General features: G+C 64.9%; 16 protein-coding genes and 1 pseudogene. 6 read left to right on the top strand and 11 right to left on the bottom strand.

What is annotated here, in order from left to right:
• From araH to Q0602_RS06710, 4 genes and pseudogenes are all read right to left on the bottom strand, one after another.
• Positions 1 to 391: pseudogene (gene araH / locus Q0602_RS06725) on the bottom strand (L-arabinose ABC transporter permease AraH); the annotation flags it as partial.
• A 52-nt stretch (positions 392 to 443) separates the two neighbouring features.
• Positions 444 to 1,937, bottom strand: a complete 1,494-nt coding sequence (araG, locus tag Q0602_RS06720; RefSeq protein ID WP_298840616.1) for an L-arabinose ABC transporter ATP-binding protein AraG — start codon at positions 1,935 to 1,937, stop codon at positions 444 to 446.
• A gap of 44 nt (positions 1,938 to 1,981) precedes the next feature.
• A complete protein-coding gene (locus Q0602_RS06715; RefSeq protein WP_298840611.1) occupies positions 1,982 to 2,974 on the bottom strand; it encodes an arabinose ABC transporter substrate-binding protein in 993 nt (330 codons plus the stop codon).
• Positions 2,975 to 3,291: 317 nt separating this feature from the next.
• Positions 3,292 to 4,527: an aldose epimerase family protein gene (locus tag Q0602_RS06710; RefSeq protein WP_298840609.1), complete on the bottom strand. Its 1,236-nt coding sequence runs from the start codon at positions 4,525 to 4,527 to the stop codon at positions 3,292 to 3,294.
• A gap of 177 nt (positions 4,528 to 4,704) precedes the next feature.
• Between Q0602_RS06710 and Q0602_RS06705 the strand changes: the two genes are divergently transcribed.
• On the top strand, positions 4,705 to 5,718 hold the full coding sequence (locus Q0602_RS06705) for a LysR substrate-binding domain-containing protein (RefSeq protein WP_298840606.1): 1,014 nt from the start codon (positions 4,705 to 4,707) through the stop codon (positions 5,716 to 5,718).
• Here Q0602_RS06705 and dauA read toward each other — a convergent pair.
• Entirely contained in the window at positions 5,697 to 7,478 is a 1,782-nt protein-coding gene (dauA, locus tag Q0602_RS06700) for a C4-dicarboxylic acid transporter DauA (RefSeq protein WP_298840603.1), read from the bottom strand. The two genes, Q0602_RS06705 and dauA, sit on opposite strands and share 22 nt — an antisense overlap.
• Before the next feature lie 88 nt (positions 7,479 to 7,566).
• Positions 7,567 to 8,268: a DnaA regulatory inactivator Hda gene (gene hda / locus Q0602_RS06695; protein ID WP_149435644.1), complete on the bottom strand. Its 702-nt coding sequence runs from the start codon at positions 8,266 to 8,268 to the stop codon at positions 7,567 to 7,569.
• Positions 8,269 to 8,562: 294 nt separating this feature from the next.
• On the opposite strand from hda, the gene purM reads away from it, so the two are divergent.
• From purM to Q0602_RS06680, 3 genes are all read left to right on the top strand, one after another.
• The gene (purM, locus tag Q0602_RS06690) at positions 8,563 to 9,657 is read left to right on the top strand and encodes a phosphoribosylformylglycinamidine cyclo-ligase (RefSeq protein WP_298840599.1); all 1,095 of its coding nucleotides are present in this window, start codon (positions 8,563 to 8,565) and stop codon (positions 9,655 to 9,657) included.
• Positions 9,654 to 10,406: a phosphoribosylglycinamide formyltransferase gene (purN, locus tag Q0602_RS06685; protein WP_295039858.1), complete on the top strand. Its 753-nt coding sequence runs from the start codon at positions 9,654 to 9,656 to the stop codon at positions 10,404 to 10,406. The genes purM and purN overlap by 4 nt, the downstream gene beginning before the upstream one ends.
• Before the next feature lie 172 nt (positions 10,407 to 10,578).
• Complete coding sequence (locus Q0602_RS06680; RefSeq protein WP_298840595.1) at positions 10,579 to 11,667, top strand: aldo/keto reductase; 1,089 nt, start codon at positions 10,579 to 10,581, stop codon at positions 11,665 to 11,667.
• A gap of 138 nt (positions 11,668 to 11,805) precedes the next feature.
• On the opposite strand, the gene dcd is transcribed toward Q0602_RS06680, so the two are convergent.
• Both dcd and apbC read right to left on the bottom strand, forming a co-directional pair.
• Positions 11,806 to 12,372: a dCTP deaminase gene (gene dcd / locus Q0602_RS06675; protein WP_110708720.1), complete on the bottom strand. Its 567-nt coding sequence runs from the start codon at positions 12,370 to 12,372 to the stop codon at positions 11,806 to 11,808.
• A gap of 226 nt (positions 12,373 to 12,598) precedes the next feature.
• Positions 12,599 to 13,444 carry an iron-sulfur cluster carrier protein ApbC gene (apbC, locus tag Q0602_RS06670; protein WP_295039862.1) on the bottom strand — a complete coding sequence of 282 codons (846 nt, stop codon included), beginning with the start codon at positions 13,442 to 13,444 and terminating at the stop codon, positions 12,599 to 12,601.
• Positions 13,445 to 13,586: 142 nt separating this feature from the next.
• Between apbC and Q0602_RS06665 the strand changes: the two genes are divergently transcribed.
• On the top strand, positions 13,587 to 14,777 hold the full coding sequence (locus Q0602_RS06665; protein WP_298840592.1) for a heparan-alpha-glucosaminide N-acetyltransferase domain-containing protein: 1,191 nt from the start codon (positions 13,587 to 13,589) through the stop codon (positions 14,775 to 14,777).
• Complete coding sequence (locus tag Q0602_RS06660) at positions 14,774 to 15,853, top strand: serine hydrolase (protein ID WP_298840587.1); 1,080 nt, start codon at positions 14,774 to 14,776, stop codon at positions 15,851 to 15,853. Before Q0602_RS06665 ends, Q0602_RS06660 begins: the two co-directional genes overlap by 4 nt.
• A gap of 7 nt (positions 15,854 to 15,860) precedes the next feature.
• Here Q0602_RS06660 and Q0602_RS06655 read toward each other — a convergent pair whose 3' ends face one another.
• From Q0602_RS06655 to Q0602_RS06645, 3 genes are all read right to left on the bottom strand, one after another.
• The gene (locus tag Q0602_RS06655) at positions 15,861 to 16,322 is read right to left on the bottom strand and encodes a TerB family tellurite resistance protein (RefSeq protein WP_298840584.1); all 462 of its coding nucleotides are present in this window, start codon (positions 16,320 to 16,322) and stop codon (positions 15,861 to 15,863) included.
• Between the two features lie 166 nt (positions 16,323 to 16,488).
• Positions 16,489 to 17,004, bottom strand: a complete 516-nt coding sequence (luxS, locus tag Q0602_RS06650) for an S-ribosylhomocysteine lyase (protein ID WP_295039839.1) — start codon at positions 17,002 to 17,004, stop codon at positions 16,489 to 16,491.
• An 82-nt stretch (positions 17,005 to 17,086) separates the two neighbouring features.
• Positions 17,087 to 17,815, bottom strand: a complete 729-nt coding sequence (locus Q0602_RS06645; RefSeq protein WP_298840579.1) for a glutathione S-transferase — start codon at positions 17,813 to 17,815, stop codon at positions 17,087 to 17,089.
• Between the last annotated feature and the right edge of the window lie 42 nt (positions 17,816 to 17,857).

Raw genomic sequence — 17,857 nt, 5'->3', positions numbered from 1 at the left:
GGGCGACCACGAAGCCGTTGAACGCCCCGACGGCGGCGCCCGCCGCGATCCCCACCAGCACGCCGATCGCCACGCTGCCGCTGGTGGATGTCACCATCGCCGCCACCACGCCGGAAAAGGCGACGATGGAGGCGACGGAGAGGTCCACCTCTCCCAACGCCAGCACCATCATCATGGTGGTGGCAATGGTGCCGATCAGCGTCACCGACAGCAGCAGGCCGACGATGTTGCGTCCGGTCAGGAAGTCCGGCACCAGCACCGAGAGGCCGATGAACAGCAGGATGAAAACGGCGATCAGCCCCGAAGTGTCCAGCAGCGTGCGTAGCGGTTTGGGAAGTCCCCTGCGCCCCTCGACGGGCACCGTCGACTGGGTGGCAGCTTTGTCGTTCATGTTGTGGAATCCTCTTGCGATTCAGGGCTCTCGTGGAAATCCGTGGCCAGTCTCAGGCCGGCAGCGCCAGGCCCAGCAACCTCTCGGGCGTCGCATCTTCACGCGGGACGATGTCGATGAGTTCACCGTCCCGCATCACCCCGATGCGATCGCAGATGGAGCTGACCTCCGCCAGGTCGCTGGAGATGACCAGTACACCCTTGCCCCGCTCGGCAAGGTCGTAGAGCAGCGAGTAGATATCCCGGCGCGCGCCGACATCGATCCCGCGGGTCGGCTCGTCCATCACGAACAGGTCGATCTCCTCCGCCAGCCAGCGCGCCAGAATCACCTTCTGCTGGTTACCGCCGGAGAGGTTGGCGATGGGGGTCTTGGGCCCCGGCGTCTTGATACGCAGCTGCCGGATATAGTCCTGGGTATTGCGGGTCTCGCGCGCCGGGTCGCGAAACCCTCCCCAGCGCTTGAAGAAGCGACGGCAACTGATATTGAGATTGTCGGACACGCTGGCCACGGGAAAGATACCCTGGGACTTGCGGTCCTCCGGACACATCGCGATACCGGCACGGATCGCCTGCTGGGCCGAGCCGAACCGGCGGCTGGTGCCAGCGAACGAGACCTGGCCGGCCGAGGCGCGCTCGACCCCGCAGACCAGCCGCATCAACTCGCTGCGACCGGCGCCGACCAGCCCGAACAGTCCCAGCACCTCGCCGCGATGCACCTCCAGACTGACCGGAGCCCTGACGCCCCGCCCCTCGATTCCCTCGAGGCGCATCAGCACATCGCCGCGTTCCCGCGGACGGTAGCCGTAGACGTCCTCGATCTCCCGCCCCACCATCTCGCTGACCAGGGTGTCGTGATCGAGTCCTTCGAGGGTGTCGTGGGTACGGATGTGGCGGCCATCGCGGAACACGGTGACCGCATCGCACATCTCGAACACCTCCTCCATGCGATGGGTCACGTAGAGCACCACGCGCCCCTCGTCGCGGAGCCGCGAGACGATCCGCTTGAGGTGCCGGATCTCCTGGACCGAGAGCGAGCTGGTCGGCTCGTCGAAGGCGATGATGCGGGCGTCGCGCAGCAGCGCCCTGCCGATCTCGATCATCTGCTGCTGGCCGATCGAGAGATCCCGCACCTTGGTCGAGGGGTGGATATCCCCCTCGCCCAGCTCCTCCAGGATCGTCATCGCCCGCTCCCGCAGCCGGCGCCGGTCGAGAAAGCCGCGCTTGACCGGCAGTTGCCCCAGCAGCAGGTTCTCCGCCACCGAAAGATTGGGCGACAGCGTCAGCTCCTGGTAGATGATCGAGACACCATGGCGCAACGCTTCCCGCGCATTGGCGAAAACGATCGGTTCGCCTCCGATCCAAAGCTGTCCGCCGGTGACCCGGTTGACGCCGCTCAACACCTTGAGCAGCGTCGACTTGCCGGCCCCGTTCTCGCCCATCAGGGCATGGACTTCCCCCCCGCGCGCCGCGAAGCTGACACCATCCAGCGCACGGACCCCGGGAAACTCGACGGTGATGCCATCGATGCGAAGATAAGCTTCCGCCATTCCAGCCTCCTCAGCGGTAGGGAGTGCGGTTTCGCGAGAGGGCCTTACAGGCCCAGGTCTTCGCGAACCTGCTGCCAGTTGTCACGCGTCATCAGCGTGCCCGTGGTCTCGGTATTGGCCGGCGGCTCCTTGTCTTCGGTGATCCAGGTATAGAGATTGTCGGCGCTCTGGCGACCGTGCATGGTCGAGCTGACGGCGATCGTGCCGTAGAAGCCGGTCGGCTTCTCGCGGGAGAACTCCGCGAACGCCGCGCCGGAACCGTTGATGCCGACACCGATCACCTGATCGGGCGACAACCCGTACTGCTCGCTGGCCCTGACGCCACCCAGCACGCTCTCCTCGTTGAGCGCGAAGATCACCCAGTGCTCGAAGCGGCCATTCTTGGACAGCACCGGCGACGCCGCCGCGAAGGCGCTGCTGGTGTCGGTGTTCTGCTGCGGCGCATCGAAGATGTTGCCCTCGACGAAGCCGGCGTCCAGCAGCGCGTCGGTGGCGCCGTCGGTGCGTTCCTTGGCGGTGGGCAACTCGTTGTTGCTGATGCGCAAGGCTGCCACGCTCTGCGGGTCCCAGCCCCGCGCCTTCATCTCCTTGGCGATGGTCTCGCCGACCTGTCGGCCGATCTTGTAGCCCGACATGCCCAGGTGCGGCACGGAGGCCATGGGTTTGCCATCCGCGCCGAGGAACTGGTCGTCGACGGTCACGACCTTCATGCCGTACTGCTTGGCGCGGTTGGCGATCGCCGGCCCGAGTCGCACGTCCGGCGGGCAGATCACGAAGCCCTGCGCGCCCTGGGAATTCAGGTTGTCGATGGCACTGAGTACCTGCTGGCCATCTTCACCGGCCAGCCGCACCACCTCGAACCCCTTCTGTTCGCCCAGTGCACTGGCGGCATCCTGTTCATTGATGAACCACGCCTGCTCGGGCTTCTTGACGATGAACCCGATCTTGACGTCGTCCTGGGCATGGAGCGGCGCGGAGGCGACCCCCAGGCCGGTCACGCCGAGTACGAATAGTGACGATTTCAGAAAGCGAATCATTGGCGGCCTCCAGCCCTTCAAGGGCCATCGAGTTTGTTATTGGATGACGTTTGCCACGTCACGGCTGTCGTGACATTAAGCGGTTGTTCGATAACCGGCTAATAACGATCCAGCGGCAAAGCGATATATGATTTGCTATCAGCAAACCGGGAGTACAACGCGCAGGCGGGGCGAACGCCAGCGGACTGGCCTGTCGGGCCGACTAAAGTCGTTTTACGACTTTGGTTAAAACAGCTGTTTCAAACCGCCAGAGCCGCCGCGATGGCGACTCTGGCGGAATCCGCAGGCTCTCGCTGCCGGCGTTCGCCGGGCGGGGTTCAGTCGGCGTGGGGCAGGTCTTCCGACGCTGTCGTCGAGAAGCGATAGACGGTCTGCGAGTGATAGGTCTCGTCGGGCTTCAGGATCGTCGAGGGGAAGTTCGGCTGGTTGGGAGAGTCGGGAAAGTGCTGCGTCTCCAATGCCAGGCCGGAACGGTGGGTGTAGGGGCGTCCGCTCTTGCCGGTGAGGCTTCCATCGAGGAAATTGCCCGAGTAGAACTGGAGTCCGGGCTCGGTGGTGGCCACTTCGAGCACCCTGCCGCTGCGGGGTTCGATGACCCTGGCCGCCAGTGTCGGCAGATCGCCCTGGCCGGGGGTCTTGCTCAGCACGAAGTTGTGATCGTAACCCTTGGCGTAGGCCAGTTGGGTATTCTTCTGGCCCATGCGTGCGCCAATGAGGGTCGGCTGGCGAAAGTCGAATGGCGTGCCGCTGACGTCGGCGATCTCGCCGGTGGGGATCAGGGTTTCATCGATGGGCGTGTAGGCGCTGGCATTGATCATCAACTCGTGATCCAGCACGCTGGCGCTCCCCTCGCCCTTCAGGTTGAAATAGCTGTGCTGGGTCAGGTTGACCGGCGTGGCACGGGTCGTCCTGGCGCGGTAGTCGATGGCCAGCTCATTGTCATCGGTCAGCGTATAGCTGACCCGCGTCGAGAGCCGACCGGGAAATCCCTGCTCGCCATCCGGGCTGGTGTAGGTCAGCACCAGTCCTCGCCCCTCGGCGGAGGAGAAAGGCTCGACGTGCCACAGCCGTTGGTTGAACCCGACATCGCCGCCATGCAGCGTGTTCGGTCCATCGTTGGTCGGCAGGCGGTAGGTTTCCCCGTCGAGCGTGAAGCGACCGTTGGCGATCCGATTGCCGTAGCGCCCGATCAAGGCACCAAAGTAGGGGTTGGCCTGACGATAGGTGTCGGAGAGATAATCGCCGATCGAGTCGAAGCCCAGCACGATGTCATCCAGCCGTCCGGTTCGGTCGGGTGTCTTCAGCGACACGATGATGCCGCCGTAGTTGATGACCCGCATCTCGATGCCGTTGTCGTTGGTGATGCGGTAGCAGTCGACCTCGCGGCCATCCGCAAGCCGGCCGAACGAGGAGCGCTCGATTCCCGGCGGCATGGCCGATGACGAGGTGGCGGACATCGTCTGTGCCTGAGCTTGAAGACAGGCCGGGCCGATCAGCACTCCCAACAGGCCGATGCCGAGACATCGAGGAAGAGAAAAGAGATGGCGAGTCATAGCGAACTCCTGTTTTTCGTTTGAGCTTCACGTTCCGATTGTCGTTCCTGACGTTCCGGCCGACTCCTCTCCGCCGACACGATCGTTTAAACCCTAGACCGGGCGCCCCGATCTGACTATGCGAGAACAGCGCAACATGCCTTATAAAAACGTCGAATCCATGAGCGGGACGGTCGCATGAAGTCTCACTCCACCGAGCTGCTGCCGCCGGACTGGTTCCTGCGCGTCAGGCTCAAGTTTCGCCATCTCCAGCTGTTCGTCGCCCTCGACGACTGCCGCAACCTTCATCGTGCCGCCGAACGGCTGGGCATGAGTCAGCCCGCGGCTTCCAAGCTGCTGGGGGACCTCGAGCACCTGCTCGGCGTCTCGCTTTTCGACCGGCATTCACGGGGGGTGACGCCCAACTGGTACGGGGAGAGCCTGATTCGCCATGCCCGCGGCATGTTGACATCGCTGACCCAGGCCAGCGAGGAGATCAACGCGCTCAACGACGGCAACGCCGGGACGGTCTCCATCGGCACGGTCCTCGCGCCGGCCGTGACGCTGCTGGCCAGCGCGGTGGAACGCGTACACCGCGACAGCCCTCACCTGGAGGTCAACATCGATGTCGACGTCAGCCGCAACCTGGTGCCGCGGTTGCGCGATGGCGAATTCGACTTCGCCATCGCCCGGATCCCCAGCGGCATGCCGGCCGGCGATTTCGTGTTCGAGGAGATCGGGGAGGAGGCGCTGTGCTTCGTGTGCCGGGCGGATCATCCGCTCACCGCCCGGGAGAGCTTCGACCTGACGCCGATGCTGGACTACCCGTGGGTGCTCCAGCCCCCGGGGGCGCTGATGCGTCAGCGCGTCGAGCACCTATTCCTGCACCACAAGGTCGCTCCCCCTCAACGCATCATCAATACGCCGGACATCTACATGGCGCTCGCCATGGTCGACAAGTCGGATTCGGTCACGGTGACGACCCGGGAGGTCGCCGACCTGCTGTGCACGCAGCCCCGTTTCGCGATCCTGCCGTCGACGGATGCCATCAGCGTGCAACCCTTCGGCCTGATCAGTTTGCGCGAACGACGCATGTCACCCGGTGCCGCGAAGCTGATGAGCACGCTTCATCAGTTGATCCGCGAGCGCAAGGCGGCCGATGGCGGCGGCCAGGCCAGGGAGCCGGCCCATTACAGGGACGTGACGCTGTGAGCGCCGCTCGAGCCCGCCTCCCCTTCCGCCAGCCGCCGTTGCCAACGCAGCGCCACGGTCCGGGCCCGCGAAAGATCCCTGCAGTAGGTCAGCGCCCCGTCTCTGCGAGTGCCTGCACGCCGGAGCTTGACGATGATGCGCGCCGGCAGGCCGACCAGAATGAGGGCAACCTGCTGTCGCTTCATCGCCTCGATCAGGGCCTGGAATGCCACGATGGCGGTGCCATCCATGCTCGGCACGCCCTCCATGTCGATGATGACGATGCGTACCTTGGGATCGACGCGATGCAACGAGGTCAGCGCCTTCTCGGCAACGCCGAAGAACAGCGGGCCATCGATGTCGTAGACCGCGACCTCTGGCGGCAGGCCAAGGGTCGCGGGATGGCTCTCGACATCGACACGATCGGTGCGCGTCAGCAGCGCCATGCGCCGAATGAACAGCGCCGCCGCCAGTCCGATGCCGACAGCCACCGCCAGCACCATGTCGAAGAGCACGGTCAGCGCGAAACAGACGACCAGGATGACGACATCGCCGGGGGGCGATGAGCGCAGCACCCGCAGGACGTGCCGGGCCTCGCTCATGTTCCAGGCGATGACGAACAGCAGCGCGGCCAGGGATGCCATCGGCACCAGCCCGAGCAGCCCCGCCAGTGCCATGACCGCGAGCAGGACCACCCCGGCGTGCACCAGCGCGGCGATCGGGGAGCGGGCACCGCTACGAATGTTGGTGGCCGTTCTCGCGATGGCGGCCGTGGCCGTGATACCGCCGAACAGCGGAGCCACGATATTGCCCATTCCCTGCCCGATCAGCTCGGCATTGGGATCGTGCTTGCTGCGGGTCAACCCGTCCGCCACCACCGCGCAGAGCAGCGACTCGATCGCACCGAGCATGGCGATCGCGAGCGCCGGCCCGAGCAGTGCGCGGATCAGGTCGAAGCTCATGTCGAGGGGTTCGCCGCCGGGCCCCGACAGCAGCCAGGGAAGCGCGAACGAAGGCGCGATGGGCGGGATCCCGGTTCCGCTCGTCCCGTTCGCTTCCCAGCTGAAACGCGATGCTATCGTCTCGACGTCGGCGCCCGCCCAGTGATTGGCGCAATAGGCCGCCAGCGCGCCGGCGACGAGACCGATCAACGGCGCGGGAACGGGAATCCTGGCGCGTGGCCACAGCAGCATGACCGCCAGGGTGAAGATGCCGATGCCTGTCTCCAGCGGGTCGAGACTCGGTAGCGAGAGGGCGATTCGGCTCACGTTGTCGAGGAAATGTTCGCCCAGCTCGGCGACGGAGAGTCCCAGAAAGTCCGGAATCTGCAACGCCGCGATCACCACCGCGATGCCCGCCGTGAAGCCCAGCACCACGGGATAGGGGACGAATTCGATCAGCCGTCCCAGGCGGAATATGCCCAGGATCACCAGCATGACGCCCGCCATCATCGAGGCGATCAGCAAGCCGCCCAGGCCATGCTGCTGAACGATGGGAAACAGAATGGCCACGAAGGCGGCGGTGGGTCCGGAGACGCTGAAACGGGCGCCCCCGGTCAGTGCAATGACGGCACCGGCGACGATTGCCGTGTAGAGCCCGTGCTGAGGAGGCACGCCGGTGGCGATCGCCAGCGCCATGGACAGCGGCACGGCCACCGTGCCGACGGTGAGCCCCGCCATCACGTCCTTGCGAAGGTCGGCGATGCCGTAGCCTTCACGCCAGACCGCACGCATGGCGGTGGCGATTCCGGGCGGGTCCAGCGCAAAACGACGACGAGCCATAAGGGATCCTTGAGTCGAATTCCCGCTACCGGGGCCCGATATCGGTGTCAACAGCGTGCGTTACAGTACGACGACCGACCGGCTCGGCTCACCACTCCAGCGCCTGTTTGACGAAGGGAATGGTCAGCTTGCGCTTGGCGGACAGCGAGGCGCGATCGAGCCTAGAAAGGATCTCGAACAGCGGATCCAACTGGCGCGGCCCGCGATGGAGGATATACCGTCCCACTTCCGCCGGCAGTTCCATTCCGCGAACCCTGGCCCGGAGCTGGAGGGCGGCCAGCCGCTGAGCGTCGTCCAGCGGCTGGACATGGAACACCATACCCCAGCTCAGGCGGGAGGCCAGGTCCGGCAGCTTGACCTCGAGTTGACGCGGCGACCGGTCGGCAGCGATCACCAGCCGTTTGCCGGCATCGCGCAAGCGGTTGAAGCCGTGGAACAGCGCCTCCTCCCAGCGCTTGCGCCCCACTACCAGTTGCAGGTCATCGATGGCCAGCAGGTCGAGACGCTCCGGCTCTTCGAGAATGTCGGGCGGGAAGTGCCCCAATGTATCCAGCGGGAGATAGAGCGCGCGCTTGCCCTGGGCATCCGCCTGGTGGCAAGCCGCCTGCAGCAGGTGGCTGCAACCCACGCCCTCGCCCCCCCACAGGTAGAGGAACGCTTCACCGCCCTCTTGCAGCTGCCCGGTCAGATGCGACACCAGCGACGCATTGTCGCCCGGCAAGTAGTTGGCGAGAGTCGCATCGTCGCGGAGACCGACACCCAGCGGGAGTTGTGACGGCCCGACGCTCATGCTGATACGCTCCCCCCGCGAGGGTCCCGGACGACGTAGACGCTTTTCGGCCGGCCACGAAACGGCAAGCAACCCCCCATGGCGGCCGCGACCACCCCTCCGATCGCGCCGACGGGGAACGGCGTCGCCACCGGCGCCGGCGGGGCAGACAGCCAGATCGCCGGTGCAACCCCGATCACGCTCCAGATTTGCTGTGTTGTCATCGCGCTCTCGTCGCCCTTCGGCTGTTCCCTCAATGAAGCAATGCTACAATGCGCCCCGCCGAACATCATCCCCATTCAGAAAGGTCCTCCCATGACGCGCTCCTCTTCCGACACACCGAACGCGCCCGGTTCGTCTGGCCGGCACTCCCTGACCTATCGTGACGCCGGCGTCGACATCGATGCCGGCAATGCGCTGGTCGAGAGAATCAAGGGCGTCGCCAAGCGCACCTCGCGTCCGGAAGTCATGGGTGGGCTCGGCGGCTTCGGTGCGCTGTGTGAAATCCCCAGCGGCTACCGCCAGCCGGTGCTGGTGTCCGGCACCGACGGCGTCGGCACCAAGCTGCGCCTGGCCATGGACCTGGGTCGCCATGACACCATCGGCATCGACCTCGTCGCCATGTGCGTCAACGACCTGATCGTCGCCGGTGCCGAGCCCCTGCAGTTCCTCGACTATTACGCCACCGGCAAGCTGGACGTGGATATCGCCGCCGACGTCGTCACCGGTATCGGCGAGGGCTGCAGCCAGGCGGGTTGCGCGCTGGTGGGGGGCGAGACGGCGGAGATGCCCGGCATGTACGAGGGCAGCGACTACGACCTGGCGGGCTTCTGCGTGGGCGTGGTCGAGAAGTCCGAGATCCTCGACGGCAGCAAGGTCGGCGCAGGCGACGTGCTGCTGGGGCTGGCCTCCTCGGGGCCGCACTCCAACGGCTACTCGCTGATCCGCAAGATCCTCGAAGTCGGTGGCGGCAAGCTCGACGAGACCCTCGACGGCAAGCCGCTGGCCGACCTGCTGATGGCACCGACCCGCATCTACGTCAAGCCGCTGCTGTCGCTAATCCGTTCCGGCGCCGTCGACGTGCACGCCCTCTCCCACATCACCGGCGGCGGCCTGCTCGAGAACGTGCCGCGCGTGTTGCCGGACGATCTGGCGGCCCGGATCGATGTCACCCGCTGGCAACGTCCGGCCATCTTCGACTGGCTGCAGCAGCAGGGCAATGTGGAAGAGCGTGAGATGTATCGCGTACTCAACTGCGGCATCGGCATGGTCATCGCGATCGATCGCGACCAGGCCGACCAGGCCATCGCCCATCTCGAGGCCAGCGGTGAAAAGGTCTATCGGCTGGGCGATATCGTCGCCCGCCGTGATGGCGCCGAGGCCGTGCAGCTGGAGAATCTGCCGGCATGAGCGGTGACTATCCTTCACAGCAGCACGATACGCTGAACGATTTCGAGGCCGCCGCGGCCGAAAAGCCGCGGGTGGTGGTGCTGATCTCCGGCAACGGCAGCAACCTGCAGGCCCTGCTGGACGCCCAGCAGCACGAGGAGCTCGGTGGCGGCGAGATCGTCGCCGTGGTCTCCAACAAGGCCGATGCCTACGGTCTCAAGCGCGCCAGGGATGCCGGCGTCGACGCCGTCGCCCTGCCCCATCGCGAGTATGACTCCCGCGAAGCCTTCGACGCCGCGCTGATCAAGGTCATCGACCGCCACGAACCTCACCTGGTGGTGCTGGCGGGCTTCATGCGCATCCTCACGCCCGCTTTCGTCGATCACTACCGTGGGCGCATGCTCAACATCCACCCCTCGCTGCTCCCCGCCTACCAGGGTCTGGATACGCACCGGCGCGCGCTGGCCGACGGTGTCTCGGAGCATGGCGTCAGCGTGCACTTCGTCACCGAGGAACTCGACGGCGGGCCGGTGGTGATCCAGGCCGTGGTCAACGTCGAACCGGATCAGGACATCGACGCCCTGATCGAAAAGGTCCATGCCCGCGAGCACTTGATCTATCCCATTGCGGTACGCTGGTTCCTGGAAGGCCGGATCAAGCTGTCGCCCGATGGCAAGGTGGCACTGGACAACATGCCGTTGCCGCCGACGGGCCTTCGTATGTCCCACGCCGACGCCGCCGAAGAGCTGGACGAGGATCTCGACGACTGACCCCTCGCGCGCCGGTTCCGGCGTACCGCGGTCGCGCCGTTGCCATTGGCCTCTCCCCTGGCTTGCCCTGACGCCAATCTTTGCCAGACTGACATGACGCAATCGCCCGGCGCCTCGCCGGGCGAATCGTTTCAGTCGGCCACTGTTTCGGCAAGCAAGGAGGAGAAGCGATATGGATTATCGTCCGCTGGGCAATTCAGGACTGATGGTGTCGACGTTGACGCTGGGTACGGTGCCCTTCGGTGGCGCCAACGGTTTCGAGAAGGCCGCGAGCGTCGACGTCAAGGGCGCCAGGAAGCTGCTCGACATCGCCTTCGATGCCGGCGTCAACCTGATCGACACCGCCGATCTCTACTCGATGGGCCTGGCCGAGGAGATCACCGGCAAGGCGCTGGGCGGCAAGCGCAACGACATCATTCTTGCCACCAAGGGAAGAAGCCCGCTCGGCGACGACCCCAACGCCAGCGGTGCTTCGCGATACCACCTGATCCGCGCCGTCGAGGCCAGCCTGGAGCGGCTCGGCACCGACCATATCGACCTTTATCAGTTGCACAACTGGGATGGCGTCACCCCCATCGAGGAGACGCTGGAGGCGATGCACCATCTGGTCTCCAGCGGCAAGGTACGCTACTGGGGCACGTCCAACTACACCGGTTGGCAGATGATGAAGACCCTCGGCAAGGCCGAACTCCACGGTTTCAACAAGCCGATCAGCCAGCAGATCTACTACACGCCGGAGTCCCGCGAGGCGGAGTACGAGCTGATGCCACTGGCGCTGGACCAGAACCTCGGCTCGCTGATCTGGGGACCGCTGGGCGAAGGCTTCCTGACCGGGAAGGTCCGCCGAGGCCAGAAGACGCCGCCGGACACCCGTCAGGGCAACGGCTGGCCGGAGCCCTATGTCCACGACATGGAGCGCGCCTACGACATCATTGAGGCGCTGGCCGCCATCGGCGAGGCCCACAACTGCTCGATCCCGCGGGCCTGCCTCGCGTGGCTCAAGGATCGCCCGGGCGTTACCTCGCTGATCGTGGGCGCCCGCAGCGAGGAGCACCTGCGCGACAACCTCGCCGCCGCCGACCTCGAACTGAGCCAGGAGGAGCACCAGCGTCTCGAACGGCTGACCCGTCCGGCACCGCTCTATCCCTACTGGCATCGGGTGGTCTCCGGCATGGATCGACTCGATCCGGCGGAGAAGCCGTTCTTGGACGGTTTCGGCGAGACCATCAGGAATCGTACCGACGACCGCTCGGCTTCATGATAATCAGCTAACTACCGAAGAACGTAAGCGAGGCAGGCAAGACAAGGAGAAAACGGCCGAAAAAGCGCAGTTTACGAGTTTGTAAATGAGCATTTTAAGGCCGTTTTTGACGCAGTATTGTCAACGCAGGTAGTTCTTTCAGGTGCGCGGTAGCGTTACACCGCGCTGCCCCATGTACTTGCCGCCGCGATCCTTGTAGGAGACGTCGCAGACCTCGTCGGATTCCAGAAACAGCATCTGCGCCACGCCTTCGTTGGCGTAGATCCGAGCCGGCAGATTGGTGGTATTGGAGAACTCCAGGGTGACATGCCCTTCCCACTCCGGCTCCAGCGGCGTCACGTTGACGATGATGCCGCAGCGCGCGTAGGTCGACTTGCCCAGACAGATCGTCAGCACGCTGCGCGGAATACGGAAATACTCCACCGTGCGCGCCAGGGCGAACGAGTTGGGAGGGATCACGCAGGCGTCGCCCTTGATGTCGACGAAACTCTTCTCGTCGAACGCCTTGGGATCGACAATCGCCGAGTGGATATTGGTGAACACCTTGAACTCGTCGGCACAGCGCACATCGTAACCGTAGCTGGACGTACCGTAGGAAATCACGCGCTGGTTGTTCACGTGGCGGACCTGATCGGCTTCGAACGGCTCGATCATGCCCTCCTGCTCCGCCATACGGCGAATCCACTTGTCGGATTTAATGCTCATGCAGGCGTCCTTGAGACAGGGGCAGACGTCGTCACGACGTCGTGAAATCATCGGGGAAACTTATCGGTGGGCGACATGATAGCGGCCCGCTTCCGTGAAGGAAACGACGCGCCCGAAAACGCCCGCCCAAGGGGAACCTCCACCGAAAATGGCGGGAAGGCGCGTCTGCCCGAAGCCGCCAGCCCCGACAGGACGAGGCAGGCGGCGGCTCGGGCGCCGAACGGGATCAGTCGCTGAATGAAATCGAGGGGCCAGCGGTGTCTTGCCCGGCGACACCGCTGGCGACCGTGCGGGCCATGGCACGAAACGTGGCGGCGACTTCGCCATCCGGCTCGGCCACCACGCTGGGCTTGCCACCATCGGCCTGCTCGCGGATCGACAGCCGCAGCGGAAGCTGGCCCAGCAGCTGGGTGCCGTACTGCTCGGCAATGCGCTCGCCCCCACCGGCGCCGAAGATCGGCTCGCTATGGCCGCAATTCGAACAGACGTGCAGGCTCATGTTCTCCACCACGCCCAGTACCGGCACGTTGACCTTGCGAAACATCTCGATGCCCTTGCGTGCGTCCAGCAGCGCGATGTCCTGCGGCGTGGTGACGATCACCGCGCCATCCACCGGCACTTTCTGGGCCAGGGTCAACTGGATGTCGCCGGTGCCCGGCGGCATGTCGATGAACAGGAAGTCGAGATCGTCCCACAGCGTCTGGTTGAGCAGCTGCTGGAAGGCACCGGAGACCATCGGCCCACGCCACACCATGGGCTGATTGATATCCACCATGAACGCCATCGACATCGCCTGGATGCCATGTGCCATCACCGGCTTCATGCTCTTCTCGTCGATCACCTCGGGGCGGGTGTTCTCCGGCAGCCCCAGCATCCGCGCCTGGCTCGGACCGTAGATGTCGGCGTCGAGAAGGCCCACGCGGTAGCCTTCCGCTGCCATCGCCAACGCCAGATTGGCGGTGACGGTCGACTTGCCGACACCGCCCTTGCCGGAAGCGACGGCCACGATATGCTTGATGCCCTCGATCACGAATCTCTCCTTGCAACGGTCACACCATGATTTGGCGCCCAGTATAACGAGACGTGCCGCCGATACCCTAGTGGCGCGGTCGGAATTACTGGCGCGCCACGCCAGCAGTACCGGCGGGCAGGTGGTACAGTAATCCGAGATCCGCCCGCGCTCGGGCGCCCCGTGACAGCCTGGAGACACAGGGATGTGCCCCACGACGCTCGCCGGCCAATCCGCGGCTCACGCCACCGCGATCTCTTCCGCCGTGATGCCCTCGCCCGCCACTCCCTGGTGGCGAGGTCCGTTCGCGGCGCCAAGGGCCGGCGGCCGGATCGACGCCATCGACCTGGCCCGCGGTTTCGCCGTCGTGCTGATGATCCTGAGCCACGGCATCAAGGGGCTGCTGCCATTCGATCAGTTCCCCGACTGGGGCATCGTGCCGATCCATCTGATCACCAAGTTTTCCTCCTCGCTGTTCGTGATCGTGTTCGGTATCGCCCTGGCCGTGGTCTTCCTGCCCCGCGTGGGAGAGCCGGACTGGCCGCGCCGACGCTGGGGCCTGATCAAGCGGGGCGTGGTCGTCTGGATCTGGTACAAGATCCTCACGATCGTCGAGATGAGCCATCTTTTTCCGACGGCGGATATCCTCGACGCGCTTCGGTACCAGCGCTTTCCCAGCTTCGTCGAGATACTCGGTTTCTACGCCATCGCCCTGCTCTGGATGCCGTGGTTCCTCTCCGCATGGAAGCGATTTCCCGGTTGGCTCCGACTGGCCAGCCCGGTCCTGATGGCCGGATTCGGCCTCTGGCTCGCTCGTGAGTTCGATTTCTGGGAGCTGCCGCAGCTCAAGGCGCTGGTCGTCGAGCACCCGGACTACTACGTCTGGGGACAACTGACACGCGGCCCCCTGGTGCTGCTGGGCCTGCTGATCGGGGAGTGGATGCTCTACGGCTTCGCAAGCCCCGCTGTCAGACGAGTCCTGATCGCCTCGCTAGTAGCCACCTCCGCGACGCTGTTCGCGCTGTTCTTCTGGCTCGCGCTGCCCACCCTCGACGACACCCTAGCGGCCCTGGCCCGTAACGTCGGGAAGCACCCGCCGGCTCTCGGCTTCATGCTGTTCAGCCTGGGAGGGGCCCTGGCGCTACTGGCAATCGCCGTGGTCGGAGGAAAGACGCTGGCGACATGGCTCAGGCCGGTGACCCTGATCGGCAGCGATGCCCTGCAGGCGTTCATCTTCCATATCAGCGTGATCTTCCTGCTGTTCCGCACCGCGCTCGGTTACTGGCACAACATCGACTATTCGACGGCTCTCGGCCTGACGCTGGCCCTGATCGCCGCCACGGCCGGCTGGATCCAACTGGTCCACTTCCTGACATCGAGACGGGGCGCTTCATGATCCGTCATCGCCGACGACTGGTACTGATCGGCTGCCTCAGCATCCTGCTCTGGGCGCCACCGACATTGGCCAACGCCTGGCAGGCTCGGCTCGAGAAGCAGCTGGCGGTGATCGATCAGCGCTATCGCGACCACACGGTCGCAGGGGAGATCGGCGTTCACGTTCGTCGACTCGATGACGGAGAACGAGTCGGATGGCGCGACGCGGAGCGCTGGTATTGGGCCTCGCTGGTCAAGGTCCCGGTGGCGGTGGAGTTGCTCGACCGGATCTCCAGTGACGGTGTCGATCTCGACGACACCATGACACTTCACGCCAGCGACTACGTCGACGGCGCGGGCGCCACCAACTGGGCCGCCCCCGACACCAGGATCCCCCTGCGGACCCTGCTCGAGCGAATGCTGATCGACAGCGACAACACCGCAACCGACATGTTGATGCGAAGGGTGGGAGTGGAAGCGGTCAATCGCCGGGCGAGATCGTTGATGGACGAAGGGATCGGCCCGATTACCACCCTGATCGACGTGAGACGACATCTCTACGGCGTCTTCACGTCCAAGGCGCAATCGCTGACCGGCAGGCAACTGATCGACCTGCGACAGGCCGACTTCGGCGAACCGCGCCTGACCCGGCTCGCACAGTTGACCGATAGCCGACGGGAGCAATTTCCACCGCTCGATCTCGCCGCAGCCTACCAGCGCTATTACGCCACCGGGCTCAATTCGGGTCGGCTGGATCGCTACGCGGACATGCTGGAGAGGATCGACAAGGGCGAGGCGCTACCCGCCGCGGCCACCGCCACCCTGCTGTCGATCATGCAGCGTGCCGACACGGGCCATCGGCGCCTATCCGCCGGGTTCCAGCGGCAGTGGCCCTTTGCCCAGAAAACCGGAACCCAGTATGCGCGCTTCTGCGACGCCGGCATTCTCGACCCCGGGACACCGGGAGCGGTCGTCGTCGTCAGTTGCCTGCGGGGCGCGCCCTCGCGGCGGGAGGCCGAGCGCACCTTCCAGGCCATCGGTCGCGCGGTCGAATCCAGCGGCGTGCTGGCGCACGACGACTCCGCGGAAGACCACTGAACGTCGGTCACCCCCGCCTCAGTTCGTCCTGCACCGCCAGCTTGGTGCGAATGAAATCGCTGTGGGTCACGTAGAGCAGATCGGCCAGACGGCGAATCCGGTGCTCTTCCAGCGCCGCCAGCTCATGATCGGCATAGGCCAGACGCCACATGGCGGCAATCAGCTCGACGCGCTGATCGTAGTCGTAGCGCTCGTTGAGCAGCGACACGTACTGGAAGTGATCCACCGCCTCGTCGACCTGCCGTTGCGCCTGCTCGACCAGTTCGTCGACGGCCCCCTCATCCAGCGAGAACTGCGTCATCAGCATCCGACGCAGCATGGCCAACTCTTCGGGATCGGTCTGGTAGTCGGCGCGCAGGATCTCGCTCAATAGCGCGGCGACCGCCAGCTGTGGCGTGATCACGTCCCGGCTGTCGGATTGCGGCGTGGCGAGAACGCGATGGAAGAACTGCTGAACGGTATCGAGCATCGGTCAATCCCCTGCGGTGAACGGCGAACAATCGGGTAACGTTTTGACACCGATTGCACCAAAGGTTCGTCCAAGTGGGTCGCGCCCACGAAAAAACCCGCAGCCAGGGCTGCGGGTCCGATATGTCGTCAGCACTGTCATGGCGGGCTGACATGGGCGCCGCGCTTCACGCCCCGTGGGCGGCGAGGAACTCCTCGGTCAGCTTGAGCTCGCTGTTGGAGTTGACACCGATACCGCGCGTCGTCACGTTCCTGGCGATCTGCTGCGCTTCGTCGAGGGAGTGCATCTCCGCCGTGCCGCACTGGTAGATGTTGAGTTCGGGGATCGACTTCTGGTCCGTCAGCGCCAGCACGTCTTCCATCGCGGCGTTCCAGGCTGCGCCCACGGTAGGTTCGTCGACCTGCCCGATCAGGCTCATGTAGAACCCGGTGCGGCAACCCATCGGCGAGATATCGATGATCTCGACGCCGTCGCCATTGAGATGCTGACGCATGAAACCCGCGAACAGGTGCTCGAGGGTGTGGATCCCCCGCTCGGACAGGATCTCTTCGTTGGGAATGCAGAAGCGCAGGTCGTAGACGGTGATATTGTCACCGCCCGGCGTCTTCATCTGCTTGGCGACACGCACCGCCGGTGCATTCATCTTGGTGTGGTCGACCATGAAGCTGTCGAGTAATGGCATGCCTTGCCTCCTTGTTGACGTGTCCAGACATGTGTCTACTTTAGCACGCTAACCGGCGCTGTCATGCGCCGACGCCGAATCGTCATCCGTCCAGTTCGGGGTAGTGACGGAACACGCCGCCCTCGTTGAAATCCAGCCGCCGGTCGGACGTGAGATAGGCGGCAAGCTTCGGTCGCTGACTGACACGATCGACCAGCGCGGTCACTTCGGGTATTTCCGGCTCCAGTCGCTCCATCGCCCGGGGGAAGGCATAACGCAGCCCCGTCACCACCTGAAACAGCGACAGGTCGACATAGCTGTGCGCCGTCCCCACCAGATAGGGCTCGTTACCGGCATTGGCCGCCAGCACACGTTCGAAATAGTGGAGGAACCTGGGCAGGCGCTCCTGCACGAAGACCCGGGCACGCCGCTTCGCCTCGTCCTGCTGATCCTCGTAGTAGAGCGAACTGCCAACCGGGTGGTGGGTGTCGTGGATCTCGGCGACGAAATCCGTCAGCGTCAACTGCAGTCCGTTGGCCCAGAAGCGGCCGGCCTCATCCTCCGGCACCAACCCCAGCCGGGGGCCGAGAAACTGCAGGATGTTGGCGACGTGGGAAATGACGAACCCTTCGGCCTTCAACACCGGTGGCGCGAAATGCGGCTGTCCCAGGTCGCTACCGTGGATGAATTCGCTGACGGCACCCGCGCCGCCCCCCTTGTCGGGGGACCGCTTGCCGACATCGATATAATCCGCGCAGGCATCCTCCAGCGCCAGGCGGACGAATTCGCCACGACCGGGAATGCCCGGCCAGTAGTAGAGCTCGTAGGTCATCCGTTTCCCTCCCCTTTTCGGCACCGTTCGCGTGCGTGCCAG

Source organism: uncultured Salinicola sp. (assembly GCF_937921195.1).
Lineage (GTDB): Bacteria > Pseudomonadota > Gammaproteobacteria > Pseudomonadales > Halomonadaceae > Salinicola.
Note: the sequence above shows the minus strand (reverse complement) of the source record. Positions and strands in the feature narration are given on the sequence as shown.

Excerpts from the sequence above, each read along its gene's own strand:
- Q0602_RS06645 (WP_298840579.1), bottom strand. The coding sequence starts at position 17,815 with ATGACCTACGAGCTCTACTACTGGCCGGGCATTCCCGGTCGTGGCGAA.
- Q0602_RS06660 (WP_298840587.1), top strand. The coding sequence starts at position 14,774 with ATGATCCGTCATCGCCGACGACTGGTACTGATCGGCTGCCTCAGCATC.
- purN (WP_295039858.1), top strand. The coding sequence starts at position 9,654 with ATGAGCGGTGACTATCCTTCACAGCAGCACGATACGCTGAACGATTTC.
- hda (WP_149435644.1), bottom strand. The coding sequence starts at position 8,268 with ATGAGCGTCGGGCCGTCACAACTCCCGCTGGGTGTCGGTCTCCGCGAC.
- Q0602_RS06665 (WP_298840592.1), top strand. The coding sequence starts at position 13,587 with ATGTGCCCCACGACGCTCGCCGGCCAATCCGCGGCTCACGCCACCGCG.
- Q0602_RS06655 (WP_298840584.1), bottom strand. The coding sequence starts at position 16,322 with ATGCTCGATACCGTTCAGCAGTTCTTCCATCGCGTTCTCGCCACGCCG.
- Q0602_RS06705 (WP_298840606.1), top strand. The coding sequence starts at position 4,705 with ATGAAGTCTCACTCCACCGAGCTGCTGCCGCCGGACTGGTTCCTGCGC.
- luxS (WP_295039839.1), bottom strand. The coding sequence starts at position 17,004 with ATGCCATTACTCGACAGCTTCATGGTCGACCACACCAAGATGAATGCA.
- dauA (WP_298840603.1), bottom strand. The coding sequence starts at position 7,478 with ATGGCTCGTCGTCGTTTTGCGCTGGACCCGCCCGGAATCGCCACCGCC.
- araG (WP_298840616.1), bottom strand. The coding sequence starts at position 1,937 with ATGGCGGAAGCTTATCTTCGCATCGATGGCATCACCGTCGAGTTTCCC.
- dcd (WP_110708720.1), bottom strand. The coding sequence starts at position 12,372 with ATGAGCATTAAATCCGACAAGTGGATTCGCCGTATGGCGGAGCAGGAG.
- purM (WP_298840599.1), top strand. The coding sequence starts at position 8,563 with ATGACGCGCTCCTCTTCCGACACACCGAACGCGCCCGGTTCGTCTGGC.
- Q0602_RS06680 (WP_298840595.1), top strand. The coding sequence starts at position 10,579 with ATGGATTATCGTCCGCTGGGCAATTCAGGACTGATGGTGTCGACGTTG.
- Q0602_RS06715 (WP_298840611.1), bottom strand. The coding sequence starts at position 2,974 with ATGATTCGCTTTCTGAAATCGTCACTATTCGTACTCGGCGTGACCGGC.
- Q0602_RS06710 (WP_298840609.1), bottom strand. The coding sequence starts at position 4,527 with ATGACTCGCCATCTCTTTTCTCTTCCTCGATGTCTCGGCATCGGCCTG.